Source organism: Micromonospora sp. CNZ280, from assembly GCF_011759515.1.
On sequence record NZ_JAAOYP010000001.1, the window covers coordinates 172,271 to 198,436 of the forward strand.

Consider the following 26,166-nt stretch of genomic DNA (forward strand, 5'->3'; position numbering starts at 1 on the left):
GTGCCGCCAGCGAGCGCGGCGGGCACCGACCCGGCCGGCGAGGAACGGCTACCGGGCGGCTTCATCGCCGAGGTGGTCCGGGTCGGCGACACCGTTCGGCGTACGCCCCCGGAGAACGCCGACTTCGTCGCGGCGCTGCTGCGGCACCTGGAGCGGGTCGGCGCGGACCTCGCGCCCCGCCACCTCGGCACCGACGAGCACGGCCGGCAGGTGCTCAGCCACCTCGACGGCCGGGTGCCCTGGCGGGACCGGGAGGATCCGGGGTACTTCGCCGATCCGGCGCTGGTCCGGCTGGCCGTCCTGATCCGGCGGCTGCACGACGCGTGCGCCGGCAGCCCGCTGGCCGGCGGGGCCGAGACGGTCTGCCACGGTGACCTCTCCCCGAAGAACACCGTCTACCGACACACCGCGCAGGGGTTGCTGCCGGTCGCCTTCCTCGACTGGGACCGGGCCGGGCCGGGCCGCCGGATCGAGGACGTGGCCTTCGCCGCCTGGCACTGGGCGGACCTCGGCGACGGTGCCGACCCGGCCGAGCTGGGTCGCCGGGCGGGCCTGCTCCGCGCCGCCTACGTCGGCGCGGACGGCCCGCCGCTGCCCGGGGCCGAGCTGGTCGGCGTGCTGCTCGACCAGGTCGAGGGCACCTGGCGGGGGATCGACGCCGGCGCCGACCGGGACGAGCCCGGCATGGTCCGGCTGCGGGTCGCCGGAGTCGTCCGGCTGGTCCGCGGCTGGCACGACTGGCTGCTCCGGCACCGCCGGGAGGTGCTGGCCGCGCTGGGCGACTGATCCCCCACGCCCACCGACCGGGCGCCGGTGGCCGACGGCGCACCCGCCGCGACCGGCGCGGGTCAGCCGGCGGGGGCGACCAGGCCGGCCTCGTAGGCGGCGATGACCAGGTGCACCCGGTCCCGGGCGCCGAGCTTGGCGAAGAGACGGGCCACGTGCGCCTTGGCGGTGGCCACGCTGATCACCAGCTCGGCGGCGATCTCCGCGTTGGACAGCCCCCGGCCGACCAGGGTGAGCACCTCCCGCTCCCGCTCGGTGACGCCGTCCAGGCTCCGGCTGGGGGTGAGCCGTTCCGGCCGGCGGGCGAACTCGGCGATCAGCCGGCGGGTGACGGCCGGTGCGATCAGCGCGTCGCCGGCGGCCACCACCCTGATCGCGGCCAGGATGTCGTCCACCGCCATGTCCTTGACCAGGAACCCGCTCGCGCCGGCGCGCAACGCGGCGTGCACGTGCTCGTCGTCGTCGAAGGTGGTGAGCACCAGCACCCGGGTCGGGCCGCCGTGGGCGGTGATCGTGCGGGTGGCCTGGATGCCGTCCGTGCCGGGCATCCGCAGGTCCATCAGCACCACGTCGGGTGCCAGGTCACGGGCCAGCCGGACCGCCTCGGCGCCGGTGCCGGCCTCGCCGACCACGGACAGGTCCGTCGCCTCGGCGATGAGCACCCGCAGGCCGGCGCGGACCAGGGGCTGGTCGTCGGCGAGCAGGACCCGGACGGTCACCGGACCGCCTCCGTGCCCTGCGTCGGCTGGGCGGCGGCGGGCGGCGGCACCGGCAGCCGGGCCTCGACCCGGAAGCCGCCCTCGGGGCGCGGGCCGGCGTGGAACCGGCCGTCCAGCAGTGCGACCCGCTCCCGCATGCCGACGATGCCGTGCCCCTCGCCGCCGACCGGCCCGCCCCGGCCGTCGTCGACCACCGTCACGGTCAGTTCGTCCGGGCCGTGCGTCACGGTGACCCGGCACTCGGCGGTGCCGGCGTGCCGGACCACGTTGGTGAGCGCCTCCTGCACGATCCGGTACGCGGCCAGGTCCAGGTCGGCGGGGAGCGGGACGGCCTGCCCCCGCCGGTGCAGCCGCACCCGGACCCCGGCGTCCGCCGCCGCGGCGACCAGCCGGTCCAGGTCGGCAAGTCCGGGCGTCGGGTCCAGCGCCGCCGGCTCCCCCTGCGGGCGGCGCAGCGCGCCGAGCGTACGGCGCAGGCCGGCCAGGGTCTCCCGGCTGGTGGCCTCGATGGTGGCGAGCGCGGCCCGGGCCTGCGCCGGCTGGCTGTCGATCACCCGCGCGCCCATGCCGGCCTGGATGGCGATCACCCCGATGCTGTGCGCCACCATGTCGTGCAGCTCCCGGGCGATCCGCAGCCGTTCGGCGGTGAGCGCCTCGGCGGCGGCGTGTTCCCGGAGCGCCTCGGCGTGCCGGCGCCGGGCCCGCACCGAGTCGCCGACCGTCCACGCGGCGACCACCGCCAGCACGGAGAGGGTGGCCCGGCTCAGCGGGTCCTCGGCCGGGTTCACGAAGCTGGCCGCGACCTGCACCGCGAGCACGAAGAGCGCGGCCGGCGCCGAGACCCGCCGGGACCGGTGCGCCGCGACCAGCCCGACCACCAGGTCGACGCCGAGGAACTGGGCGTACCAGATGTCGCGCAGGTAGCCGTTCTCCGGGACGTTGACCGTCACGGTGACCACGCACGCCGCGACGAGCATCAGCCCCAGGGCGAGCAGCGGGCGGCGGCGCAGCAGGCCGGCGGGTAGGCCCAGGACGAGCAGCGGCACCAGGTAGCGCTCGGCAAGCCACCAGTCGCCGAAGCCGATCCCGAACGGACTGGACGCCAGGGGCGCGGCGAGGAGCAGGGCCACGGGCAGCAGCGCGACGCCGACCCAGGGCAGCACCGCGCCCGCCAGCGAGAGGGCGCGGTGCGGCGGCGGCAGGGTGGCGTCCATCCGGACACGGTAGCCACCGGGCCCGGGGCCGGGCATCGGCCCACGGGCGTACGCCCCGGGGCGGGTGCGGGGCCGCCGGATGTGGCCGCCGGCGCGACGCCGGCGCGGCCCCGGCCCGGCAGCGTGGGTGAGGTGATCGAACTCCACGCCCTGACCAAGAGGTACGGCCGGACCACGGCCGTCGACGACCTGACAATCACCGTTCGACCCGGCCACGTCACCGGGTTCCTCGGCCCGAACGGGGCCGGCAAGTCCACCACGCTGCGGATGGTCCTCGGTCTCACCCGGCCGACCAGCGGCACCGTCACCGTGGCCGGCGTCCGGTTCGCCGGCCGGCCGCGCGGGCTGCGGCACGCCGGCGCGCTGCTGGACGCGGGCGACGTGCACGGCGGGCGGTCGGCGGCCGCCCACCTGACCGCGCTGGCCCGCGGCAACGGCATCGGCCGGGCCCGGGTCGACGAGGTGCTGCGGGAGGTGGGGCTGGCCGGGGTGGCCCGGCGCCGGATCGGCGGGTTCTCCCTGGGCATGCGGCAGCGGCTCGGCATCGCCGCCGCGCTGCTCGGCGACCCGCCGGTGCTGCTCTTCGACGAGCCGTTCAACGGGCTCGACCCGGAGGGGGTCCGCTGGGTGCGCGACCTGTTCCGGCGGCTGGCCGGCGAGGGGCGGACGGTGTTCGTCTCCAGCCACCTGATGAGCGAGATGGAGAACTGCGTCGACCGGCTCGTGGTGATCGGCCGGGGCCGGTTGATCGCCGAGCAGAGCCTCGCCGAGTTCGCCGCCCGCGGCACCCGGACCAGCGTCGCCGTCCGTACGCCCGAGGCGGCGGCGCTGGCCGCGGTGCTGGCGGCCGAGGGCGGCACCGCGCGCCCGGACGACGCCGGAGGGCTCCGGGTGACCGGCCTGACCGCCGAGCGGATCGGCGACCTGGCGCTCGCCCACCGGATCCCGCTGCACGAGCTGACCACCCGGACGGCCTCGCTGGAGGAGGCGTTCATGGAACTCACCGCCGACAGCGTCGAGTACACCGGAGGGACGACCCGATGACCACCGTGACGCCCGCACCCACCCGCGCACCGGTGACCGACGCGCCAGCCCGGTTCCGCGACCTGCTCGCCGCCGAGTGGATCAAGCTGTGGTCGCTCCGCTCGACCCGGTGGACGCTGCCGTTGGTGTTCCTCTTCGTCGTCGGGGTGAGCGTGCACGCCAGCCTCGCCGACTACCGGAACTGGCCGAGGTACCCGGACGGGACGCGGGAGATGTTCCACCTGTACGGGCCGGCGCGGGACGCCTTTCCCGAGGCCGGTTACCTGCTGCTGATGCTCGCCACCACCAGCGTCGGCGCGCTGACCCTCGTCGGCGAGTACCAGAGCGGGCTGATCCGGGCCACGTTCGCCGCCGTTCCCGCGCGCCGCTCGGTGGTGGCCGCGAAGGCCGCCGTGCTGACCGCCGTGATGCTCGTGCTCGGCCTGGTCACCGCGGCGACCTCGTTCTGGGTGTCCCAGGCGATCCTGTCCGGGCGGGACGCCGGCTGGTCGATCGGCGATCCCGGGGTGGCCCGGGCGGTCCTGGGCAGCGCCCTGCTGGTACCGGTCTGCGCGCTGCTCGGGATGGGGCTGGGCGCGGTGATCCGGCACGCCGCCGGGACCGTCGTGGCGGCCACCGCGGTGCTCGTGCTGCTGCCGCTGGTGGTGGACAGCGACAAGCACCGGTGGATCGCCGAACTCCGGCACGTGCTGCCCGTCCCCGCCTGGCAGCGGCTGATCGAGGTGCACCCGGACGTCCTGTACCCGGACCGGTTCCCGGCCACCGTCACCGGCTCCTGGCTCGCGTTCGCCGGCTGGTCACTGGCCTCGACGCTGGTCGCCGTGACCGCCATCCACCGCCGCGACCCCTGACCACCCCACCCCCACTGCGCCCGCTCCTACAGAGAAAGAGTGGCTATTCCGCGCGGAATAGCCACTCTTTCCGTGAAACTACGAGCCCGTAGCCAGGGGGTGGGGTCAGGCGACGACGGAGACCATCCGGCCGGACACCACGATGACCTTGCGGGGTTCCTTGCCGGCCAGCGACGACGCGACCGCCTCCAGGGCCGCCGCGCGGACGGTCTCCTCCGGCGCGTCGGCGGGCACCTCGACGCGACCGCGGACCTTGCCGTTGACCTGCACCGGGTAGGTCACCGTCTCGGCCACCAGCAGCGCCGGGTCGGCCACCGGGAAGTCCACGTAGGTCAGCGAGGTGTCGTGCCCCAGCCGCCGCCACAGCTCCTCGGCGATGTGCGGGGCGAACGGCGCCAGCATCAGCACCAGCGGCTCGGCCACCTCGCGCGGGGTGGCCGACAGCCGGGTCAGCCCGTTGGTCAGCTCGATCAGCTTGGCGATCGCGGTGTTGAACCGGATCGCCTCCATGTCGCCGCGGACCCCGTCGATCACCCTGTGCAGCAGCCGCCGGGTCGCCTCGTCGGCCGGGTCGTCGGTGACCCGCGACTCACCGGTCTGCTCGTCGACGATTGCCCGCCAGACCCGCTGCAGGAACCGGTACGAGCCGACCACCGCCCGGGTCTCCCACGGCCGGGACACCTCCAGCGGGCCCATCGACATCTCGTAGACCCGGAAGGTGTCCGCGCCGTACGCCGCGCACATCTCGTCCGGCGTGACGACGTTCTTCAGCGACTTGCCCATCTTGCCGTACTCGCGGTTGACCTGGGTGTCGCCCAGGTAGAAGCCGCCGTCCCGCTCGACGACCTCCTCCGCCGGCACGTACGCGCCGCGCGCGTCGGTGTACGCGTACGCCTGGATGTAGCCCTGGTTGAACAGCTTGCGGAACGGCTCGAACGACGTGACGTGGCCCAGGTCGTACAGCACCTTGTGCCAGAACCGGGCGTACAGCAGGTGCAGCACGGCGTGCTCGGCGCCGCCCACGTACAGGTCGGTGCCACCGCAGTCGCCGGCCGAGCGCGGGCCCATCCAGTACCGCTCGTTCTCCGCGTCGACGAACCGGTCGGCGTTGGTCGGGTCCAGGTAGCGCAGCTCGTACCAGCAGGAGCCGGCCCACTGCGGCATCACGTTGGTCTCCCGGGTGTACCGCTTCGGGCCGTCCCCCAGGTCCAGCTCCACCTCCACCCAGTCGCGGCGGCGCGACAGCGGCGTCTCCGGGTTCGAGTCGGCGTCCTCCGGGTCGAACGTCTTCGGCGAGAAGTCGTCCACTTCGGGCAGCTCGACCGGCAGCATCTCCTCGGGCAGCGCGATGGCGGCGCCGGTGGAGTCGTACACGATCGGGAACGGCTCGCCCCAGTAGCGCTGCCGGCTGAACAGCCAGTCGCGCAGCCGGTAGGTCACCGCGCCCTGGCCGTGGCCGGCGGCCTCCAGCCACTCGATGATCCGGGCCTTGGCGTCGGCCACCCCCAGGCCGTTCAGGTCCAGGCCGCGGTCGGGGGCGGCGCTGTTGATCGCCGGCCCGTCACCGGTGTACGCCTTGCCCGTGAAGCCCTCCGCCGGCTGCACGGTACGCACGATCGGCAGCTCGAAGACCTCGGCGAACTCCCAGTCCCGCTCGTCCTGGGCGGGCACCGCCATGATCGCGCCGGTGCCGTAGCCGGCCAGTACGTAGTCGGCGATGAAGATCGGGATCTGCGCGTCGTTGACCGGGTTGGTGGCGTACGCCCCGACGAAGACGCCGGTCTTCTCCTTCGTCTCGGCCTGCCGCTCGACGTCGGTCTTGGCCGCCGCCGCCTTCCGGTACGCCTCGACGGCCGCCCGCGGGTTGGCGTGCCCGCCGGTCCAGGCGTCCTTGGTCCCCTCCGGCCAGGCCGTCGGCACCAGCGCGTCGACCAGCTCGTGCTCCGGCGCCAGCACCATGTAGGTGGCGCCGAAGACGGTGTCCGGCCGGGTCGTGAACACCCGGATCGGCTCGACGGTGGTCGGGAAGTCGATGTGCGCGCCCTGGGAGCGGCCGATCCAGTTGCGCTGCATCAGCTTGATCGCCTCGGGCCAGTCCAGCGTGTCCAGGTCGTCCAGCAGCCGGTCCCCGTACGCGGTGATCCGCATCATCCACTGCTTCAGGTTCCGCTTGAAGACCGGGAAGTTGCCCCGCTCCGAGCGGCCGTCGGCGGTGACCTCCTCGTTGGCCAGCACGGTGCCCAGCCCCGGGCACCAGTTCACCGGGGCCTCCGAGACGTACGCCAGCCGGTGGTCGTCGACGATCCGCCGGCGCTCGGCCACGGTCAGCTCGGCCCACGGCCGGCCGTCCGGGGTGGGCCGGGTGCCCCCCTCGAACTCGGCGATCAGCTCGGCGATCGGCCGGGCCTTGCGGGCCTGCGGGTCGTACCAGGAGTTGAAGATCTGCAGGAAGATCCACTGGGTCCAGCGGTAGAAGTCGGTGTCGATGGTGGCCACCGAGCGGCGCTCGTCGTGCGCCAGCCCCAGCCGGCGCAGCTGCGACTTGTACCGCTGGACGTTCGCCTCGGTGGTGGTCCGCGGGTGGGTGCCGGTCTGCACCGCGTACTGCTCGGCGGGCAGGCCGAAGGCGTCGAAGCCCATCGCGTGCAGCACGTTGCGTCCGGCCATCCGCTGGTAGCGGGCGAAGCAGTCGGTGCCGATGTAGCCCAGCGGGTGCCCGACGTGCAGGCCGGCCCCGGACGGGTACGGGAACATGTCCAGCACGTACAGCTTCTCGGCGCCCGACCGGGGGTGGTCGGGGTCGGCCAGCGGGCCGGTCGGGTTCGGGGCGTGGAAGGTGCCCTCCCGCTCCCAGAAGTCCTGCCAGCGGTGTTCGATCTCGTCGGCCAGGGCCGCGGTGTACCGGAACGGGGGGATGTCGCTGGCCGGTGCGGCTGCCTCACTCATGGCGTCTCCTCGCGTCGTTCGGCGCGGTGGTCTCGTGCTGTCTGGTGGGTGCGGCGGCCCGGAACGCCGGGCCGGCCGGCGACGGGCACAAAAAAGCCCCTCACGCATGAGGGGCCGCCGTGCTGTCGCGCGTTCAGCGCATCAGCACGGCTCGGTAAGAAGCAGGAAGACTCCGGCCATGACGGCAGTGTACCCCCCGGCCGGAGTCGGGCGGCGCCCGCTACCACGGGTCGGGACGGCGGTGCGGTGGCTCGTCCCCCGACCCGGCGAATATTCAGGGCGTAACCGGCGGTCCACCTGCGGGGGTCGGCGATCACGACAAACATGGTTAGCCTGAGAGGCCAGTGAGATTTCTGCGGCAGACGAGGCTCGGCGTCGCGAACCCAACGGCGGGTCCAGGTGCTCTATACAGAGCTGCCGTGATCGGCGACGAGGAGGAGGCCCGTGACACAACAGACCTGGGACGAGGTGGGCGGTCTGCTGCCGCACGACGAGTTCCGCGCCGCCAGCGAAGCCATCGTCTCGAACATCGAGCAGGTCATCGAGGGCAAGACCGCCACCGTGCGGCTCGCCCTGGCGGTCCTGTTGGCCGAGGGCCACCTGCTCATCGAGGACGTTCCCGGCGTCGGCAAGACGAAGCTGGCCAAGGCGATGGCCCGGTCCATCGACTGCTCGGTGCGCCGCATCCAGTTCACCCCCGACCTGCTGCCCAGCGACGTGACCGGGGTCAGCGTCTACAACCAGGAGACGCACGACTTCGAGTTCCGCCCCGGCGCCGTCTTCGCCAACCTGGTGGTCGGCGACGAGATCAACCGCGCCTCGCCGAAGACCCAGTCGGCGCTGCTGGAGTGCATGGAGGAGCGGCAGGTCACCGTCGACGGCGTCACCTACCAGCTGCAGACGCCGTTCATGGTCATCGCCACCCAGAACCCGATCGAGATGGAGGGGACCTACCCGCTGCCCGAGGCGCAGCGCGACCGGTTCACCGCCCGGATCGCGATGGGCTACCCCGACCCGGGCGCCGAGCTGGCGATGCTGGACGGGCACGGCGCCACCGACCCGCTCACCGAGCTGCGGCCGGTCTCCGACGCCAACACCGTGCGCCGGCTGATCGGGCACGTCCGGCAGGTGCACGTCGCCGACGCCGTCAAGCAGTACGCGATCGACCTGGTCACCGCCACCCGTGAGGCCCCCGACCTGCGGCTGGGCGCCTCACCGCGGGCCACTCTCCAGCTGCTGCGCACCGCCCGCGCGGTGGCCGCCCTGGAGGGGCGCGACTACGTCCTCCCCGACGACCTCCAGGTGCTCGCCGTGCCGGTGCTGGCGCACCGGATCATCCCCACCGCCGACGCCCAGCTGGCCCGGCGCACCACCGACGCCATCGTCGCCGAGCTGGTGCACCGGCTGCCGCTGCCGCACGACCGCAAGCGCTCCCCCTACGACACCCGGCCCGGCCAGGGCCACGGCCGGCCGCCGTACGAGCCGCGGAGGCCGTGAGGTGCGCGAAGGGCTGCGCGGGCTGACCACCCGGGGCCGCTCGTTTCTGGCGGCCGCGGTCGCCGCCGCGATCTCGTCGGCGATCCTCGGCGAGAAGGACCTGCTCCGGGTCGCCGTGCTGCTCGCCATCCTGCCGCTGCTCGCCGCGGCCTACGTCGGGCGCAGCCGCTACAAGCTGGCCTGCAACCGGTCGCTGGACCCGCACCGGGTGCCGGTCGGGGCCAGCTCGCGGGTGGTGCTGCGGCTGCAGAACATGTCCCGCCTGCCGACCGGCACGCTGCTGCTGGAGGACCGGCTGCCGTACGCGCTGGGCAGCCGGCCGCGGGTGGTGCTGGAGCGGCTCGGCGCGCACCAGGCCAGCTCGGTGGCGTACACCGTGCGCGCGGACGTGCGTGGCCGGTACGAGGTGGGACCGCTGGTGGTCCGGATGACCGACCCGTTCGGGTTGTGCGAGCTCAGCCGCGCGTTCCCGAGCACCGACCACCTGACCGTCATTCCGCAGGTCACCCCGTTGCCGTCGGTGCGGCTGCCCGGTGAGTACGCCGGCAGCGGCGACAGCCGGGCCCGTTCGGTGGCGGTGCACGGCGAGGACGACGCCGCCACCCGCGAGTACCGGATGGGCGACGACCTGCGCCGGGTGCACTGGAAGTCGACCGCGCGCACCGGCGAGTTGATGGTGCGGCGGGAGGAGCAGCCCTGGGAGAGCCGAGCCACCGTGGTCCTCGACACCCGAGCGTACGGCCACCGCGGCGACGGCCCGACGGCCAGCTTCGAGTGGGCGGTCTCGGCCGCCGCGAGCATCGCTGTGCACCTGCGCCAGGCCGGCTACAAGCTGCGCCTGGTCACCGGCTCGGGGGCGGACGTGGACGCCTCCGAGGTGGGCGGCGACGGCCTGCTCCTGGACCACCTCGCCGAGGTCCGGCTGGACAAGAACGTCGAGATCACCACGCTGGTGCAGCGGGTGCGGCAGCGCTCGGACGGCGGCCTGATCATCGGTCTGTTCGGTTCGCTGAGCACCGCCGAGGCCGAACTGCTGGCCGGGCTGCGCGGCAACGGCGCCACCTGCGTCGGCTTCCTGCTGCACAGCTCCACCTGGCTCAACCTGCCGGAGAAGGCCCGGGCCGAGGCCGACCAGGCGCACGGCGCCGCCGCGCTGGCGCTGCTGCAGAGCGGCTGGCGGGTGATCGGCGTCGACCACGGCGGCCGGCTGCCGGCGCTCTGGCCGCAGGCGGCCCGGGGTTCGCAGGGTTTCGCGCTGCGGGCGGCGCTGGCCGAGACGGTGGCCGGCGGCGTGCGATGAACGGAAGGCTCCCCTCATGATCGCTCACCGCAACCTGGGCTTCGTCGCCGCGGCGGCGACCCTGCTCGCCGCCGCGCCGCTGTCGGCCATCTTCGAACGCTGGACGTGGCTGATCCAGGCCACCATCGCGGTGGCGGTGGTGGCCGCCGTGGCCGCGCTGGCCCGGTTGGCCAGGTTCCCGCTCTGGGCCCAGGTGGTGGCCATGCTGGCCGGCCTGACGCTGGCCCTGACCTGGCTCTTCCCCGGCGGCACCGAACTGGTCGCGTTCATCCCGACCCCGGCCACCTTCGGGCACTTCGCCGACCTGCTGTCCGCCTCGATGCAGGACATGCGCTCGTACGGCGTGAAGGTCCCGGACACCGACCCGCTGCTCTTCCTCACCGTGCTCGGCATCGGCGGGGTGGCCGTGGTGGTCGACGTGCTCGCCGTCGGGCTGCGCCGTCCGGCGCTGGCCGGGCTGCCGATGCTCGCCATCTACTCGGTGCCGGTGGCGGTCTACGTGGACAGCGTCCCGCCGGTGCCGTTCGTCGTCGGCGCCGCCGGCTACCTCTGGCTGCTGGTCACCGACAACGTGGACCGGGTGCGCCGGTTCGGCCGCCGGTTCACCGGCGACGGCCGGGACGTGGACGTCTGGGAGTCCTCGCCGCTGGCCGCCGCCGGCCGGCGGCTCGCGGTGGTCGGCGTGGCGGTGGCCGTGGTGTTGCCGCTGGCCGTGCCGGGAATGACCGGCGGGCTGCTGGACACCCTCGGCACCGGCGCGGGCAACGGCACCGGCACCGGGCGGCCGGGCGTCGGCACCAATCCCGGCCGGATCAACCTGTTCGCCGCGCTGAGCGGGCAGCTGAACCAGTCCGAGGTCGCCGACCTGGTCAAGGTCACCACCAACGAGCAGCAGCCGTTCTACCTGCGCTTCGGGGTGGCCGACCGGCTGGGCAACGACGGCTTCCGGGTCAGCGACCCCAGCGGCAGGCCGGTCAACCGGGACCTGCCGGACCCGGCGGAGGGCCTCCGGTCGGGCGTCGGGCAGAACCACTACCGGGCGACCGTCGAGGTGACCGACAACCTCGACATGCCGCTGCTGCCGGTGTACGCCCAGCCGGTCCGCACGGAAGACCTGAACGACCGGTGGCTCTACGACGACGACCGCCAGATCGTCTTCTCCGGCCGGGAGTCCGCCCGCGGCAAGAAGTACTCGTTCGAGTACGTCCGGCTGACGTACACGCCGAGCGTGCTGCGGCAGGCGCAACCGCTGGGAGCCTCCCACCCGGCCCGGGTCCACTACACAGTCACGCCGGACGTGCCCGAGGTCGACGCGCTGGTCAGCCGGCTGATCCGCGGTGCGAACACCCAGTACGACAAGGTCCGGGCGATCTACGACTACTTCTCGGCGGACAACGGCTTCGTCTACCGGCTGAGCACCGAGACCGGCACCAGTGGTCAGGAGATCGTCGACTTCCTCACCAACAAGGCCGGCTACTGCCAGCAGTACGCCGCCGCGATGGCCTGGCTGGTCCGGGCCGCCGGCATCCCGGCCCGGGTGGCGTTCGGGTTCACCAACGGCAGCAACCGGTCCGGCGACACGTACACGCTGACCAACCGGAACCTGCACGCCTGGACCGAGGTCTACTTCGACCAGATGGGCTGGGTGCCGTTCGACGCCACCCCGGCGTACGGCGTGGCGGGGTCGACCCGCTCGGCCTGGGCACCGGACATCGACGCCCCGGAGGAGTCGACGGCCGAGCCGGGCAGCGCCAGCGCGCCGGGCGAGACGGAGGCGTCGGCGGGCCCGCAGGGCCCGGACTCCCCCGAGGAGGACCCGGACTCCGGCCTGGCGCTCGGCGGCACCGCGCCGGCCGAGCGGGCCCCGGTCTGGCCGTGGTGGGCGGCCGGCGCACTGGTCCTGCTCGCCCTGCTCGCCCTGCCGGCGCTGCGCCGGCTGGCCCTGCGCCGGCGGCGCGGTGTCGCGGCGGCTCCCGCCGAGGCGACGGTGCGGGCGGCGGGCGGTGACGCGCCCGCCGCCGGGCCGCGGATGGTCGTGCTCGGCGTGGACGCCGCCCGGGCGCGGGCGGACGCCCACGCGGCCTGGGACGAGCTGCTCGACACGTTGGTCGACTACCGGGTCCGGGTGGACCGCACGGAGACCCCCCGGGCCACCGCCGACCGGCTGGTCCGGGAGGCGTTGAGCGCCGACGCCGGTGCCGTCACGGCGGTACGCCTGCTCGGGCGGGCGGAGGAACGCGCCCGCTACGCGCGGGACCCGCTCACCGGAGAGCGGCTGCTGCCGGCCCTGCGGTCGGTACGCGGCGCGCTCGCCGCGCAGGCCGACCGGCGTACCCGGCTGCTGGCGGCGGTGCTTCCGCCGTCGGTGCTGCTGCGCTGGCGGCTTGCCACGGCGGACGCCTCGTCCCGCCTGGTGGCGACGACGGGACGGGTCCGCCACCGGCTGCTGCGCTGGAGCCCGCGCCGCCTGATCGCCAGCCGGTTGGCCCGCTGACCCGCGCCGGGTGGGCGGCGGGCCTCCCCGCCGCCCACCCGGACACCCCAACCCGAGGCCCGGTGGCACCGCGCCCGACAGATCCGCCAGCCACGGGCGTCACGTCGGCCCGACGGCGAGCGGGCGGCGCGGCAGCCGACGGCGAGCAGGCGGCGCGGGGCGGCCGGCGTCGGGCCAGCCGGCGGAGTTGGCGTCGGCGGGCCGCGTCGAGCCTTCCGGCGGAGTGGGCCTCGGCGGGTCGGGCCGCGCCGGGGCCTGCCAGTGGGTTGAGCGACGGCGGGCGGGCGGCACGAGTCGGCCTGGCCCCCTTGGCCGGACCTCGCCGTCCTACTCGGGGTGGCGGCCGGCGTGCCGATTGCCGGCGGGTCGGGGCGCAGCGGAACGTCAAAGGTCGCCGGGGCGTCCCGGCGATCCGCCGGGAGCGGTGGGGTGCCCGCCTCAGCGGCGGGTCGGGGTCAGCGGTGCCCCTCCGGGCGCTGCCGCCACCGGTCCTCCAGCCGGTCCAGGATCGACGGCCGTCGACCGGCACGACCGCGGGGACGACGACGACTCGTCGTACCGCCCACGACGTGCAGGTCGGGTGACTGCGCCCGACGGTGTGACTGCACCGCGAACGCGGCCGAGGCCAGCATGACGACGAAACCCGCCACCGCCAGCGGCGGAGTCTTGATCACCGCGCCGTAGACCAACAGGGCCAGGCCAGCGATGATCACGCCGGCAGCGACGAGCAGGCGACGCCGCGCGTGGAAACGCGGGTCGCTGGCGCGCACGGCCGAGGCGAATTTGGGGTCCTCGGCAAGCGACCGCTCGATCTGCTCGAACAGCCGCTGCTCGTGCTCCGAGAGCGGCACGGCACTCCTCCCCGGTCACGTTGGTCGGCCCGGTCGGACCGACAGACCGTGGCAGCCAACCGGCTGCTTACCCGCAAGTCTACGAGGGGGGTCGCGCGTCGGAAAGCGGGACGACCTATGGCCGGCGGGGATTTTCATTTCGGCGCACGTCGGGGGCACCGAGAAGACTGGCCGGACCTATGACGGACCGCCCGAAACGGGCAGCCGCGGCGTCGGCGGCAGCTTCCGCCTCCCGCCACCCGCGCTCGGGCGCGCCGAGGGCGAGCTGGCGCGGGGCGCCCGCCGCCGCGGCGAGCCCCTCGACCCGGACGCCGACCAGGCGGATCCGGTCGCCCGGATCGAGCGCGGTGTAGAGCGCCCAGACCGTGTCGAACACCTCCCGTGCGGTATCGGTGGGCACGGCGAGGGTGCGGGAGCGGTTCACCGTGCGGAAGTCGGTCAGCCGCACCTTCAGCGACACCGTCCGCCCCACCTGGCCGGCCCGGCGCAGCCGGGCGCCCACCTTCTCGGCCAGGGCGAGCAGGGCGCGCCGGATCTCCAGCGGGTCGGCCACGTCGGCGTCGAAGGTCACCTCCGCGCCGATCGACTTCTCCACCTGCTCCGGGCTGACCCGGCGCGGGTCGCGACCCCAGGCCAGCTCGTGCAGATGCGTGGCGGACGCCTCACCGACCGCGCGGCGCAGCATGCCGAGCGGCGCCTCGGCGAGATCGCCGATGGTGTTCAGGCCGAGCCGGCGCAGCGCCTCGGCGGCCCGCTCCCCCACGCCCCAGAGCGCCCCGACCGGCAGCGGGTGGAGGAAGTCGAGCACCCGCCCGGCCGGTACGACGAGCAGGCCGTCCGGCTTGGCCCGGGTCGAGCCGAGCTTGGCCACGAACTTGCTCGGCGCCACCCCGACCGAGCAGGTCAGCTCCTGCTCGGCGGCGACCCGCTCGCGGATCAGTCGGGCGATGGCGGCCGGGGACCCGAACAGCCGCCGGGCGCCGGCCACATCGAGGAACGCCTCGTCCAGGGAGAGCGGCTCGACCAGCGGGGTGACGTCCCGGAAAATCTGCATGACCGCCTGGGAGGCCGCCGTGTACTGGGTGAAGTCGGGCGGGAGGTAGACCGCGTCCGGGCAGAGCGCCCGGGCCCGCATGGTGGGCATGGCGCTGCGTACGCCGTAGCGCCGGGCCTCGTAGCTGGCCGAGCTGACCACCCCGCGTGGGCCGAGCCCGCCGACCACCACCGGCCGGCCGCGCAGCTCGGGCCGGCGGCGCACCTCCACCGAGGCGAAGAAGGCGTCCATGTCGACGTGCAGGATCGGGCAGCCGGAGTCGTCGGCGTCCGGCCCGAAGCGGGGATCACCGCCCCGCGGCAACGACTGACTGCGACCCATTGCCGCAGGCTAGCCGGCACCTCCGACAGTACTCCCGGACGGTCCGGTGACGGCGACACCGGTCCGTCCGGGCGGTCCCGTCGACCTCAGTCGGCCGACGCCGTTCCCGCGGGTACGCGACGCAGGGCGACGCCGCTGGCGAGCGCTCCGACGAGGAGGATCGCCGCGCCGACCACGGCGGTGACCGTGAAGCCGTCGGTGAAGGCGGCGAAGGCGCGGTCGAGCAGCGCGCCGGCCACCTCGGTCGGCAGCTCGCCGGCCACGGCGAGGGCACCGCCGACGGTGTCGACGGCTGCGTCGGCGAGCCCGTCGTCAAGGCCGGCCGGCGGCCGGGCGTCCATCTCGGCCCGGTAGATGCCGGCGGCGATGCTGCCCAGCACGGCGATGCCGAGCGCGCCGCCGAACTCGGTGCTCGTCTCGGACAGCGCCGACGCGGATCCCGCCCGCTCGGGCGGCGCCGTGGTGAGCACGAGCGAGGTCGCCAACGTGCTGGTCATCCCGACGCCGAGGGTGAGCAGCCCGTAGCTGGTGACCAGCCACCAGACGGGCGAGTCGACCCGCATGGTGCTGACCAGCAGGAATCCGGCGGCGGCGAGGACGAGCCCGGTGCTGACGAGGACCGCGGGCCGGATGCTCGGCGCGAGGGCGGAGGCGAGGGCGACGCCGACCACGCCGCCCAGGATGGTGGGCAGGGTCCAGAGCGCGGCGTCGAACGGGCTGAGGCCGAGCACCGTCTGCATGAACGTGACGGCGAGCAGGCCCATGCCCGCGCTGGCGAAGGTGATCGCCGTGTTCGCACCGATGGCCGCCGAGAAGGAGCCCGTCGAGAAGAGCCGTACGTCGATCATGGGCCGCTCGCTGCGGCGCCGCCGGCGTACGAAGAGGGCGCCGACCGTCAACCCGGCGAGGAGGGCGACCAGCGAGGACGCGTTCGGCCCCGCCTCGGCGAGGTGCTTGACCGCGTAGATGGCCGGCAGGATCGCGCCCAGGCTGAGCAGCGAGCTGAGCGGGTCGAGCCGCCCCGGGTTCGGGTCCTTCGACTCGGGCAGCAGCAGCGGCCCGACGACGAGCAGCAGCAGCATGACCGGGACGTTGACGACGAACACCGAGCCCCACCAGAACCGCTCCAGCAGGAAGCCGCCGATGATCGGCCCGACCGCGACGCCGCCGGTGAAGCCGGCCGTCCAGATCCCGATCGCGGTCCGGCGTTGGTTTCTCGTCGGCGAACATGCCGCGGATCAGGGCGAGGGTCGACGGGGCGAGGGCGGCGCCGCCCAGGCCGAGCAGGGCCCGGGCGGCGATGAGCAGCTCCGGGCTGGTGGCGAAGGCGGCCAGCAGCGACGCCGCCCCGAACGCGGCGGCGCCGAGGAGCAGCAGCCGGCGGCGCCCGATGCGGTCGCCGAGGCTGCCCATGGTCACCAGCAAGCCGGCCATCACGAACCCGTAGATGTCCACGATCCACAGGTGCTGGCCGGCGGTGGGGCCGAGTTCGGCGCTGATCAGGGGCGCGGCCATGAACAGGATGGGCTACGCGCACACCACGGCCCGCGACATCGTGGCGGCGGCCGGCGCCCACCTCGGTTCCATCGGCTACCACTTCGGGCGGGCTCGCCATGGCGATGGTCAACGGCGCCATGATCCAGTGGCTGATCGACCCCGCGTCCGCACCCACCGCCGACGACCTCGCACGGGCGCTCGGAGGGTTCAGCGAGCGCTGACCGGACGCCCCGGCCGCCGACCGGCTCCGCGGCGCCGTCGACCGGGGTCACCGGCGGTACCGGGCCTGGTCAGCCGGTGCCGCGTCAGCGAGCGGAGCGGGCGGCCGCCCGGCCCGGTCAGCCGCGGACCACCAGCAGCGGGATGGTCATCTCCGCCGCGGTGTCCGCCCCGTGGTACGCCACCAGCCGGGAGGCCAACGGCTTCTCCGACCGGGTGGCCATCACCGCGTACGTGTCGTTGCAGATCACCACCACATCGCCGATCCGGCTCAGGTGCTCCTCCGGCACCGGGCCGAACCAGCCGTCGGCCACCACCTCGTCCCGGGTCCGTACCCGGGCCGCGGCACCGAGCACCGCCGACCAGGCGGCCACCACGTCGGCGGTGGCGCCGGGGGCCACGTGCAGGTAACGGACCCGGGGTTCGCCGGAGACCACCCGCACCCCGGCCCGCAGCCGCGGGTCGGTGTCCAGGTCGAAGCGGTGCCCGGCCGGCACGTCGAGCTGCCCGTGGTCGGCGGTGACCAGCAGCGCGGCGTCCGCCGGCAGGCCGTCCACCAGCCGGGCGAGCAGCCCGTCCACCTCGGCGGCGGCGTGCCGCCAGGGCATCGAGTCGACGCCGGTGAGGTGGCCGTGCCGGTCCAGGTCGGGGTGGTAGCCGGAGACCAGGGTCGGCCCGGCGCCGGCGGCGAGCGCGGCCAGCATCTCCTCGGCCAGCGCGTCGACGCCGGCGGCGCCGCGGTAGTCGCCGCCGCGGTTGGCGGCCACGGTGAGCCCGCTGCCGCCGAACTCCGGGCGGCTCACCACGGTCACCGCGACCCCGGCGGCCCGGGCCCGCTCCAACTGGGTGCGGACCGGCTGCCAGCGCAGCGGGGCCGGGTCGGCGGCCCACTCGATGTGGTTGAGCACCCGGTCGCTGCCCGGCACCCGGACGGTGAAGCCGAGCACGCCGTGCGCGCCGGGGGCGGCGCCGGTGCCGAGGGTCACCAGGCTGGTCGGCGTGGTGGACGGGAAGCCCGAGGTGATCGGCCGGCCGACGGTCGCGGCCAGCCCGGCCAGGGTCGGCGCGTACGGGGCCGCGGTGGGGATCTGGTACCAGCCGAGCCCGTCGACCAGCAGCACCGCGATCCGGCGTACCCCGGCCAGCGCTTCGGTGAGCCGGAGCGGGTCGGCGGCGCCGGGCACGCCGAGCACGGCCAGCGCGCTGGGCAGCACGTCGGCCAGGCTGCCGGTGCCGTAGCGCGGAGCGACCACCGCCAGCGGGTCGGGCGCGCCGGCCGGTGCGGCGGGTCGGGTCATGCCGGCCGGCGGGCGAACAGGTGCAGCTGGGCGGCCAGGTCGCGCCAGGGCGACCGGCCGGCCAGCGACCGCTCCAGCTCGACCAGGGCGCCCGGCTGGCCGTCGGCGACGGCGGCGGGGAGCAGGTCGGCGAGCACGCGTACGCCGTGGATCTCCTCGACCACCAGCCCGGCGGCGCCGAGCAGCGCGGCGGCGCCGTCGGCGTCGTAGCGCCGGCGTAGGGTGTCCCGGGGCCCGGCGGTGCCCGCCGGGTCGGCGGCCAGCGTGGCGGCGGTGTCCAGGTGCCCGTTCATCGCCCGGCCGAGCACGGCGGCGGCCCGGCCGGCGACCAGCACGCTCGCGGCGCCGCCGGGGCGCAGCGCGGCGGCCAGCGCGGCCACCACCGGCGCGGGGTCGTCGACCACCTCCAGCACGGCGTGGCAGAGCACCAGGTCGGCGCCGGCCGGCTCGACCAGCCCGGCGAGCGCGTCCCCGTCGCCCTGCACGGCGTGCACCCGCCCGGCGACCCCGGCCTCGGCGGCCCGGCGGGTCAGCGCGGCGAGCGCGTCCGGGCTGGCGTCGACCACGGTTACCCGGTGCCCGGCCTGGGCCAGCGGTACGGCGAAGCCGCCGGTGCCGCCGCCCACGTCGAGCACGGTCAGTTCGGCGTCGCCACGACGGTCCAGCTCGGCGCGCAGCACCGACCAGATCACGGCGGTACGGGGGGTCAGCGGCGGCCCGGCGATCCGGCCTGGGGTTTGCTCCACCCGGTCGAGCCTAGTCACCCGCGCCAGCGACATGAAGATCACGGACGCGCCGGTGAGCGCCGCCATGAACGCCACCCGCTGCCAGAGCGGCGGCCGGGCGTCCCCGGCGGCGGCCCGCCGCCGGCGCGGCTCCGGGCACCGGCGCGGCGGCGGTCCGCTCGACCGCGGTGGTCACGACTCCGCCCCGCCCTCGGGGTCCTTCTCGGCCCGGGAGCGCCGGGCGTTGGCCACCGGCCCGTCGGTGACCGGGTATTCCCGGGCCTCGCACTGGTGTGGGTGCCAGTCGGCCGCCAGCCGGGTCCGCCGGCGGTTGGCCACCTCGTGGTACGAATCGCTCATCGGTCCTCCCCCTTCGTAGAACACGAACCGGTTGCTGAGCTTCACCTGCACCAGCGTGACCACCAGGATGATCACGAAGAGCAGCCAGGCCATGGCCGAGGCGTAGCCCATGCGCAGGAACTGGAACGCTTCCTGGAACAAATGGATCACGTAGAACGATGCCGCGTCGCCGCGGAACCGGGCCCAGCCGCGTGTGGCGCGGATCTCCGCCGGGGCGGGCGACGTCCGGCCCGGCCACGGGCCTGGTCAGGCTGGCCGCGTGCTCCTGCTGCTCACCGTCTCGGCGTCGTACTGCTCGGTGCCGTCGCGCATTCGCGGCGACCGGTCAGCTGCACCTCGACGTGGCGCGGACCGCCCTGGTCGCGCTGCCCGCCGTACCGCTGGGCTGGTGGTCGGGCAACCGGCTGTTCCGCCGGATCGACCCGCTGCTGTTCCGGCGGATCGTGCTGGTCGGGCTGCTCGGCAGCGCCGGCACGGCGCTCGCCGGCCTGGCCGGCTGAGCCGGATCGGCGCGACGCGCGCTCGACGGTGAGGGCCGGGCCGCGGCGCGTGCCCTCGGTCTTCCCGGCCGGCCACGACGCCGCCGCCCAGGCACCGCGCCGGCCGGTCAGCGGAAGTCGCGGGAGGCCGGGCTGACCGGCGGCTCGATCGCGTCCAGTCGGTCGGCGTCCAGGTTGAGCACGCCCTCGTGCCGCTGCAACCGGCCCCGCACCACCAGCCCGGCGCTGGTCCGGGCCACCCGCCGGTAGCGCTGCCACAGCCCGGGCGAGCAGGTGACGTTGAGCATGCCGGTCTCGTCCTCCAGGTTGAGGAAGGTGACCCCGCCGGCCGTCGCCGGGCGCTGCCGGTGGGTGACGATCCCGCCGACCCGGATCCGCTGGCCCGGCTCCACCCGGCCGAGCCGGGCGATCGGCACCGCGCCCAGCGCGTCCAACTGGGGGCGGATGAAGCTGGCCGGGTGGGTCTCCGGGGACAACCCGGTGGCCCAGACGTCGGCGACCAGCCGGTCCACCGCCTCCATGCCGGGCAGTGTCGGCGCGGCGGTGCCGGTGACCGTGCCGGGCAGCCGGCCGGGCCGGTCCTGGGCCGCCGCCCCGGCGGCCCAGAGCGCCTGCCGCCGGGTGAGCCCGAAGCAGGCGAAGGCGTCCGCGGTGGCCAACGCCTCCAGCTGCGCGGCGGTGAGGCCCACGCGCCGGGCCAGGTCCGGCATGTCGCGGTACGGCCCGTGCGCCGTCCGCTCCGCCTCGATCCGCTCGGCCACCTCGTCGCCGAGGGTACGCACGCTGGACAGCCCCAGCCGGACGGCCGGCCCGTCCAGCCCCCAGGCGTGCGGCGGCTCCCCCGGCTCGCTGCCCCACCGGGTCTGCGGGGTGGATTCCAGCACCGCCTTGGCGCCGCTGGCGTTGACGTCCGGCCGGCGTACCTCCACCCCGTGCCGGCGGGCGTCGTCGACCAGGGTCTGCGGCGAATAGAAGCCCATCGGCTGGGCGTTGAGCAGCGCGGCCAGGAACGGGGCCGGGTGGTAGCGCTTGAGCCAGGAGCTGGCGTAGACCAGGTAGGCGAAGCTCATCGCGTGGCTCTCCGGGAAGCCGTAGCTGGCAAACGCGGAGAGCTTGCGGTAGACGTCGTCGGCCAGGTCGCCGGTGATGCCCCGCCCGGCCATCCCGGCGTAGAGCCGGTCGGCGATCCGGGCCATCCGCTCGGCCGAGCGTTTGGCTCCCATCGCCCGGCGCAACTGGTCGGCCTCGGCGGCGTCGAAGCCGGCCAGGTCGATGGCGAGCTGCATCAGCTGCTCCTGGAACAGCGGCACGCCGAGGGTCTTCTCCAGCGCGTTGCGCATCAGCGGGTGGGCGTACTCCACCGGTTCCTGGCCGTTCTTGCGCCGGATGTACGGGTGCACCGAACCGCCCTGGATCGGGCCCGGGCGGATCAGCGCCACCTCGACCACCAGGTCGTAGAAGACCCGCGGCTTGAGCCGGGGCAGGGTGGCCATCTGGGCCCGGCTCTCCACCTGGAACACCCCGACCGAGTCGGCCCGGCAGAGCATGTCGTAGACCTCCGGGTCGTCCAGCGTCATGTCGCCGAGATCCAGGCTCATCCCGATCATGTCGTAGCCGTAGTGCAACGCGGAGAGCATGCCGAGCCCGAGCAGGTCGAACTTGACCAGGCCGACCGCGGCGCAGTCGTCCTTGTCCCACTGGAGCACGCTGCGCCCGGGCATCCGCCCCCACTCCACCGGGCAGACCTCGATCACCGGCCGGTCGCAGATCACCATGCCGCCGGAGTGGATGCCCAGGTGCCGGGGAAAGGTCTGCAGCTCGTTCGCGTACGCGACGACCTGCTCGGGGATGTCCGCCACGTCGACCGCGGCGACCGAGCCCCAGCGGTCGATCTGCTTGCTCCAGGCGTCCTGCTGACCGGGCGAGAAGCCGAACGCCTTGGCCACGTCCCGCACCGCGGAGCGGGGTCGGTAGGAGATGACGTTGGCGACCTGGGCGGTGTGCTCCCGGCCGTAGCGGGCGTAGACGTGCTGGATCACCTCCTCCCGCCGGTCGGACTCGATGTCCACGTCGATGTCCGGCGGGCCGTCCCGTTCCGGGGCGAGGAAGCGCTCGAACAGCAGCCGGTGCCGCACCGCGTCGACGTTGGTGATCCGCAGCGCGTAGCAGACCGCCGAGTTCGCCGCCGAGCCCCGACCCTGGCAGTAGATGTCCTGCTCCCGGCAGAACGTGACGATGTCGTAGACCACCAGGAAGTAGCCGGGGAAGCCCAGTTCCTCGATCATGTTCAGCTCGTGCTCGAGCTGCTCGTACGCCCTCGGGTGCGCCGCGCGCGGGCCGTAACGTTCCTGGGCGCCGGCGTAGGTGAGGTGGCGCAGCCAGCTCATCTCGGTGTGCCCCGGCGGCACCGGGTACGCGGGCAGCTTCGGCGCGACCAGTTGGAGGTCGAAGGCGAGTTCGGCGCCGAACTCGGCGGCCCGGGCCACCGCCCCCGGGTACGCGGCGAACCGGGCCGCCATCTCGGCGCCGCTGCGCAGGTGGGCGGTGGCGGCGGCGGGCAGCCAGCCGTCGATCTCGTCCAGGCTGCGCCGGGCCCGGACGGCGGCGACGGTGGTGGCCAGCCGGCGCCGGGCGGGGGTGGCGTAGTGCACGTTGTTGGTGGCCACGGTGGGCAGGCCGGCCGCCGCGGCCAGGTCGGCGAGTGCATCGTTGCGGTCGGCGTCGACCGGGTGCCCGTGGTCGGTGAGCTCCACCGCGACCGTCTCCGCGCCGAAGAGGGCGGTCAGCCGGTCCAGCTCGCGGGCGGCGGCCTCGACCCCCTCGGTGAGCAGCGCCGCCGGCACGTGGCCCTTGCGGCAGCCGGTGAGCACCAGCACGTGGTCGCGCAGCTCGGCGGCCACCTCCTCCAGCTCGCCGTAGACCGGGCGGCCCTTCTCCCCACCGCGTAGCTGGGCGCGGGCGATGGTGGCGGCCAGCCGGGCGTACCCCTCGTGGCCGTGGGCGAGCACCAGCAGGTGCCGGCCGAGCGGGTCGGGCTCGCCGTTCTGCGGGCCGGGCAGGCCGAGCGACAGCTCGGCGCCGAAGATCGTCGGCAGGTGCAGCGCGCGGGCCGCCTCGGCGAAGCGCACCACGCCGTAGAAGCCGTCGTGGTCGGTGACGGCGAGCGCGGTGAGCCCCAGCCGGGTCGCCTCCTCGGCCAGCTCCTCCGGGTGGCTGGCGCCGTCGAGGAAGCTGAAGTTGGTGTGCGCGTGCAGTTCGGCGTACGGCACCGCGGCGTCCGGGCGGGGCAGCTCGGGGGGCTGGTACTGCTGCCGCTTGCGGGTCCAGGCCGGCGAGTCCCCGCCGTCGGCGTCGACGGCCAGCGGGTCCACCACGTGCAGGTGCCGCTCCGGCCGGTCCCCGCCGGCCCGGCCGGAGAGCACCCGTTCCAGCTCGGACCAGGGCAGCTTGGGGTTGTGGAAGCTCATCCGGCCCGCCGGCCACGGCCACCCGACCGCGCCGTCGACCGGCGCCGCCCCGCGCAGCAGGCCGGCCGGCGGCCCATCACCGACGAGCGTGATACCTGTGCGTCATCAATATGACGCACAGGTATCACCGTGCGGGGTAGTAACGCGGCAGCCTGCGGCAGCACCCGGACCCCGTCGACGTGGCGACGGGTGCCCGGGCCAGCCTGACCGACCCGGTCGGGCAGGGCCGGCACGCCGGAACGTTCAGTCATAGATCGCCTCCACCAGCCACTGCCCCGCCTCGACGGCCAGCAACAGGGCGGCGCCGTCGGCGAGGCAGACCTGGAACCGGGCCCGGCGCCGGGCCTCGGCCGGCGCCCACCAGCGCTCGTCGACCGGCCACGGACCGGCCCAGCCGACGATCTCGCCCGGCCGGCCGGTGCCGACGGTCAGCCGGGCCGGGGCGGCGCTCAGCTGGAGCCGCGCGCTGACCACGACCGGCTCGCCGGCGTCGTCGTGCACGGCGGCGGCGAGTGGTTGGGGCAGCACCACGGCCGGTGCGGGTGGCGGCAGTTGGCCCGGCCACGGCGGGTCAACCCGCCCCGCCGACCGCCCCGCCGACCGGGGCGACCGCGCCGCCCGACCCGACCCCCCTCGGCCCGCTTGCGCCCCCTGACCCGACGACCCCGACTGAACCAAGGATCCCGACTGACCGGGCAATGCCGGCCGGCCCGACGACGCCGGCCGGTCGGGCACGCCCGACGACACCGGCTGGCCCGGTGGCACCGGGCCGGCGAGCGACATCGGCTGCCCGGGCCGGGCGGGGAGCCGCTCGTCCCCCCAGGGCACCAGGCGCACCTGGTCGGCCGGGGACCGTCCGCCGCCGAGCACCGCGGTGACCACCGCCTCGGGGCCGAGGATGCCCTGCACCCGGCTCAACGCCCGGTGTGCCCGCTCGCGCTCCTCGCCGGCCTCCCCCCAGAGGCCGGGTTGCAGGCCGGCCTGGGCGATCACCCCGTCCGGGACCAGCCGCAGCCGGATGATGCCGGCCGTCGGCCGGGCCGCCCGGCCCCCGGCCCGGCCGTTGCTGCCGGAGAGCCACCCGTCGAGCTGCCAGCGCACCCGGTCGGCGATGGCCGCGGCGGTGAGCAGGCCGTCGTGCCGCCAGACCCGGTGCAGTTCCTGGCCGTGCGCGGTGACCGCCTCGATGCCGAGCCGGGTGCAGGCCAACCCGTGCCCGGCGAGCCGGTCGTGCAACTGCTCGGCCAGCGCGCGGGCGGCGAAGGCCGCGGCGTCGACCCGGTCGAGCGGCTCGTCGTATCCGGCGGTGACCGCCAGATCGACCGGGGGCTGGCGGACGGCGAGCGGGCGGTGGTCCCGCCCCGCGGCGAGCCGGTGGGCCAGCGCGCCGTCGAAGCCGAACCGGGCCAGCACGTCCCCGGCCGGCAGCGCGGCGAAGTCGGCCAGGGTGCGTACGCCGAGCCGGCGCAGCAGGTCGGCCAGCGCCGGACGGCCGAGCGCCTCGACCGGCAGCGCGGCGAGGAACTCCGGCGTGCCGCCGGGCGGGACCACCCGACCGCTGCGCGCGGCCAGCCCCGCGGCGAACACCCCGTCGGCGATGCCGACCTGGCTCTCCACCGCGCAGGTCTGCGCGACGTGCTCGACGATCCGCTCGGCCGCTGCCTCCTCCCCGCCGAGGTAGCGGGCCGGGCCGCGGGCCGCCACCGCACAGGCGCCGGGGCGGACCACCTCCACCCCGGCGACCAGCTCCTCGACGGCGGCGACCACCGGCTCGAACGCCCGGGCGTCCCGCCCCGGGTCATGGTCGACGACGGTGAGCTGCGGGCACCGCCCCTGTGCCTCCCGCCGGCGCAACCCGCGACGCACCCCCTCGACGCGGGCCCGCTCGGAGCAGGCGACCACCCGGTTGGCGTGCAGCACCGCCACCGGATCGGTGGCCGGCACCCCCTCCACGATCTCGGCGGCGAGCACCGGCCAGTCCGGGCACCAGAGCAGCAGGGTCCGCACCGGCCCGCCACCCCCAGGCCGGGCCGACAGCCCACCGGGCCGATCGGTGCGCGACGGCGACCCACCGGACCGGTCAGCGCGAGCCGGCGACCCACCGGGCCGGTCGATGCGGGCCGGCGACCCACCGGACCGGTCAGCGCGGGCCGGCGGCCCGCCGGGACGGTCGGGAGCGACGTCGCTCATGCCGGACCGACCAGGGTGAGCGTGCCGGGCCGCCCGACGGGGTCGGACGGGCCGGCCGGCGGCACCGGGCGGAGCCGGCCGGCGGCCGACCGGCCGGTGACGGAGGCCACGGAGGTGGCCGCCGGTCGCGGGATGACCCGGGTGAGCCCGTCACCGGGCAGCCAGACCTTGACCTCCTTGGGGCGGGCGGCCGCCCCGCGCCCGCGCGCCGAGACGGTCACCTCCCGGCGGCGCAGCCGCCCGCGGCCCGGCCCGAGCCCTTCCCACACCCCCCGGACCACCTGCAACGTCACGTCCGCGCCGTCCCACCGGCCGTACGGGACGAGCACACTGCCCCGCTGGCGGGCCCGGGCGGCCAGCCGGTTGGCGACCGAGGCGGAGACCGCGGCCGGCACCGCGGTGACCACGACGTCCACCCCGTCGATCAGCGCGGCGACGACGGTGGCCCACTCCGGACCCGGGTTGGGCACCAGGGCGAGCCGGTCCAGGGCGATGCCGTACTCGGCGGCCGCTCCCGCACCGAACGTCGGCACCCCGACCACGGCACACCACGAGCCGGCCCGGGACGCCTCGGCGAGCAGCGCCAGGACCAGGGAGGTGCCGCCACTGCGCCGGGGCTGGCCGGTGGCGACCGCGACGGTGCTGCCGCGGCGCAACCCTCGGTTGGGCAGCAGGCCGGTCAGCTCCGGGGCCACCGGCAGCACCCGGTGGCCGCCCGCCGGGTCCGGCGCGCTCGCCGGACGGACCAGGCCGGCCAGTGCGGCGGAACCGACCACCATGCGGCCCGCCATCGGACCTACCCCCCGTCGTGCTGTTCGGATCAGATGTGCGCG

19 protein-coding genes and 1 pseudogene are annotated in these 26,166 nt (G+C 75.3%); 7 read left to right on the forward strand and 13 right to left on the reverse strand.

The window, feature by feature from the left end:
- A complete protein-coding gene (locus FHX32_RS00800) occupies nt 1–786 on the forward strand; it encodes a phosphotransferase (RefSeq protein ID WP_167178546.1) in 786 nt (261 codons plus the stop codon).
- A gap of 62 nt (nt 787–848) precedes the next feature.
- On the opposite strand, the gene FHX32_RS00805 is transcribed toward FHX32_RS00800, so the two are convergent.
- The gene (locus FHX32_RS00805; protein WP_167178548.1) at nt 849–1,505 is read right to left on the reverse strand and encodes a response regulator transcription factor; all 657 of its coding nucleotides are present in this window, start codon (nt 1,503–1,505) and stop codon (nt 849–851) included.
- On the reverse strand, nt 1,502–2,719 hold the full coding sequence (locus FHX32_RS00810; RefSeq protein ID WP_167178550.1) for a histidine kinase: 1,218 nt from the start codon (nt 2,717–2,719) through the stop codon (nt 1,502–1,504). Before FHX32_RS00810 ends, FHX32_RS00805 begins: the two co-directional genes overlap by 4 nt.
- A 132-nt stretch (nt 2,720–2,851) precedes the next feature.
- On the opposite strand from FHX32_RS00810, the gene FHX32_RS00815 reads away from it, so the two are divergent.
- Together FHX32_RS00815 and FHX32_RS00820 are read left to right on the forward strand one after the other, a co-directional pair.
- Nucleotides 2,852–3,763, forward strand: a complete 912-nt coding sequence (locus tag FHX32_RS00815; protein ID WP_486480857.1) for an ABC transporter ATP-binding protein — start codon at nt 2,852–2,854, stop codon at nt 3,761–3,763.
- The gene (locus FHX32_RS00820) at nt 3,760–4,614 is read left to right on the forward strand and encodes an ABC transporter permease subunit (protein ID WP_167178554.1); all 855 of its coding nucleotides are present in this window, start codon (nt 3,760–3,762) and stop codon (nt 4,612–4,614) included. Before FHX32_RS00815 ends, FHX32_RS00820 begins: the two co-directional genes overlap by 4 nt.
- 105 nt (nt 4,615–4,719) lie before the next feature.
- Here the strand turns inward: FHX32_RS00820 and leuS are convergent, their stop codons facing one another.
- Nucleotides 4,720–7,560 carry a leucine--tRNA ligase gene (gene leuS, locus FHX32_RS00825; RefSeq protein WP_167178556.1) on the reverse strand — a complete coding sequence of 947 codons (2,841 nt, stop codon included), beginning with the start codon at nt 7,558–7,560 and terminating at the stop codon, nt 4,720–4,722.
- A 444-nt stretch (nt 7,561–8,004) separates the two neighbouring features.
- Between leuS and FHX32_RS00830 the strand changes: the two genes are divergently transcribed.
- Genes FHX32_RS00830 through FHX32_RS00840 form a run of 3 tightly spaced genes read left to right on the forward strand, consistent with a single transcriptional unit; the run spans nt 8,005 to nt 12,851 of the window.
- A complete protein-coding gene (locus FHX32_RS00830; RefSeq protein WP_167178558.1) occupies nt 8,005–9,057 on the forward strand; it encodes an AAA family ATPase in 1,053 nt (350 codons plus the stop codon).
- Between the two features lies 1 nt (nt 9,058).
- A complete protein-coding gene (locus FHX32_RS00835; protein ID WP_167178560.1) occupies nt 9,059–10,357 on the forward strand; it encodes a DUF58 domain-containing protein in 1,299 nt (432 codons plus the stop codon).
- 16 nt (nt 10,358–10,373) lie between these two features.
- Complete coding sequence (locus tag FHX32_RS00840) at nt 10,374–12,851, forward strand: transglutaminase TgpA family protein (RefSeq protein ID WP_167178562.1); 2,478 nt, start codon at nt 10,374–10,376, stop codon at nt 12,849–12,851.
- A 455-nt stretch (nt 12,852–13,306) separates the two neighbouring features.
- On the opposite strand, the gene FHX32_RS00845 is transcribed toward FHX32_RS00840, so the two are convergent.
- The 7 genes and pseudogenes from FHX32_RS00845 to FHX32_RS34795 all read right to left on the reverse strand — a co-directional run bounded on the left by FHX32_RS00845 (nt 13,307) and on the right by FHX32_RS34795 (nt 19,326).
- On the reverse strand, nt 13,307–13,702 hold the full coding sequence (locus FHX32_RS00845; RefSeq protein WP_088992747.1) for a DUF3040 domain-containing protein: 396 nt from the start codon (nt 13,700–13,702) through the stop codon (nt 13,307–13,309).
- A 115-nt stretch (nt 13,703–13,817) separates the two neighbouring features.
- On the reverse strand, nt 13,818–15,077 hold the full coding sequence (locus FHX32_RS00850; RefSeq protein ID WP_167178564.1) for a DNA polymerase IV: 1,260 nt from the start codon (nt 15,075–15,077) through the stop codon (nt 13,818–13,820).
- An 86-nt stretch (nt 15,078–15,163) separates the two neighbouring features.
- Complete coding sequence (locus tag FHX32_RS00855) at nt 15,164–16,273, reverse strand: MFS transporter (protein ID WP_486481062.1); 1,110 nt, start codon at nt 16,271–16,273, stop codon at nt 15,164–15,166.
- Nucleotides 16,274–16,352: 79 nt separating this feature from the next.
- Nucleotides 16,353–16,592 (reverse strand): annotated as a pseudogene (locus tag FHX32_RS34355) (MFS transporter); the annotation flags it as partial.
- Nucleotides 16,593–16,912: 320 nt separating this feature from the next.
- The gene (locus FHX32_RS00860; protein ID WP_167178566.1) at nt 16,913–18,091 is read right to left on the reverse strand and encodes an alkaline phosphatase family protein; all 1,179 of its coding nucleotides are present in this window, start codon (nt 18,089–18,091) and stop codon (nt 16,913–16,915) included.
- Nucleotides 18,088–18,870: a methyltransferase domain-containing protein gene (locus FHX32_RS00865; protein WP_167182030.1), complete on the reverse strand. Its 783-nt coding sequence runs from the start codon at nt 18,868–18,870 to the stop codon at nt 18,088–18,090. Before FHX32_RS00865 ends, FHX32_RS00860 begins: the two co-directional genes overlap by 4 nt.
- A 138-nt stretch (nt 18,871–19,008) precedes the next feature.
- The gene (locus FHX32_RS34795) at nt 19,009–19,326 is read right to left on the reverse strand and encodes a hypothetical protein (RefSeq protein WP_486480858.1); all 318 of its coding nucleotides are present in this window, start codon (nt 19,324–19,326) and stop codon (nt 19,009–19,011) included.
- A 191-nt stretch (nt 19,327–19,517) separates the two neighbouring features.
- Between FHX32_RS34795 and FHX32_RS00875 the strand changes: the two genes are divergently transcribed.
- On the forward strand, nt 19,518–19,676 hold the full coding sequence (locus FHX32_RS00875) for a hypothetical protein (RefSeq protein WP_167178568.1): 159 nt from the start codon (nt 19,518–19,520) through the stop codon (nt 19,674–19,676).
- 107 nt (nt 19,677–19,783) lie between these two features.
- Here the strand turns inward: FHX32_RS00875 and FHX32_RS00880 are convergent, their stop codons facing one another.
- From FHX32_RS00880 to FHX32_RS00890, 3 genes are all read right to left on the reverse strand, one after another.
- Nucleotides 19,784–23,143 (reverse strand): error-prone DNA polymerase, encoded by a 3,360-nt coding sequence (locus FHX32_RS00880; protein ID WP_167178570.1) that lies wholly within the window; start codon nt 23,141–23,143, stop codon nt 19,784–19,786.
- 243 nt (nt 23,144–23,386) lie between these two features.
- Nucleotides 23,387–25,150, reverse strand: a complete 1,764-nt coding sequence (locus FHX32_RS00885; protein WP_167178572.1) for a Y-family DNA polymerase — start codon at nt 25,148–25,150, stop codon at nt 23,387–23,389.
- 179 nt (nt 25,151–25,329) lie between these two features.
- A complete protein-coding gene (locus FHX32_RS00890) occupies nt 25,330–26,124 on the reverse strand; it encodes a hypothetical protein (protein WP_167178574.1) in 795 nt (264 codons plus the stop codon).
- Nucleotides 26,125–26,166 lie beyond the last annotated feature (42 nt).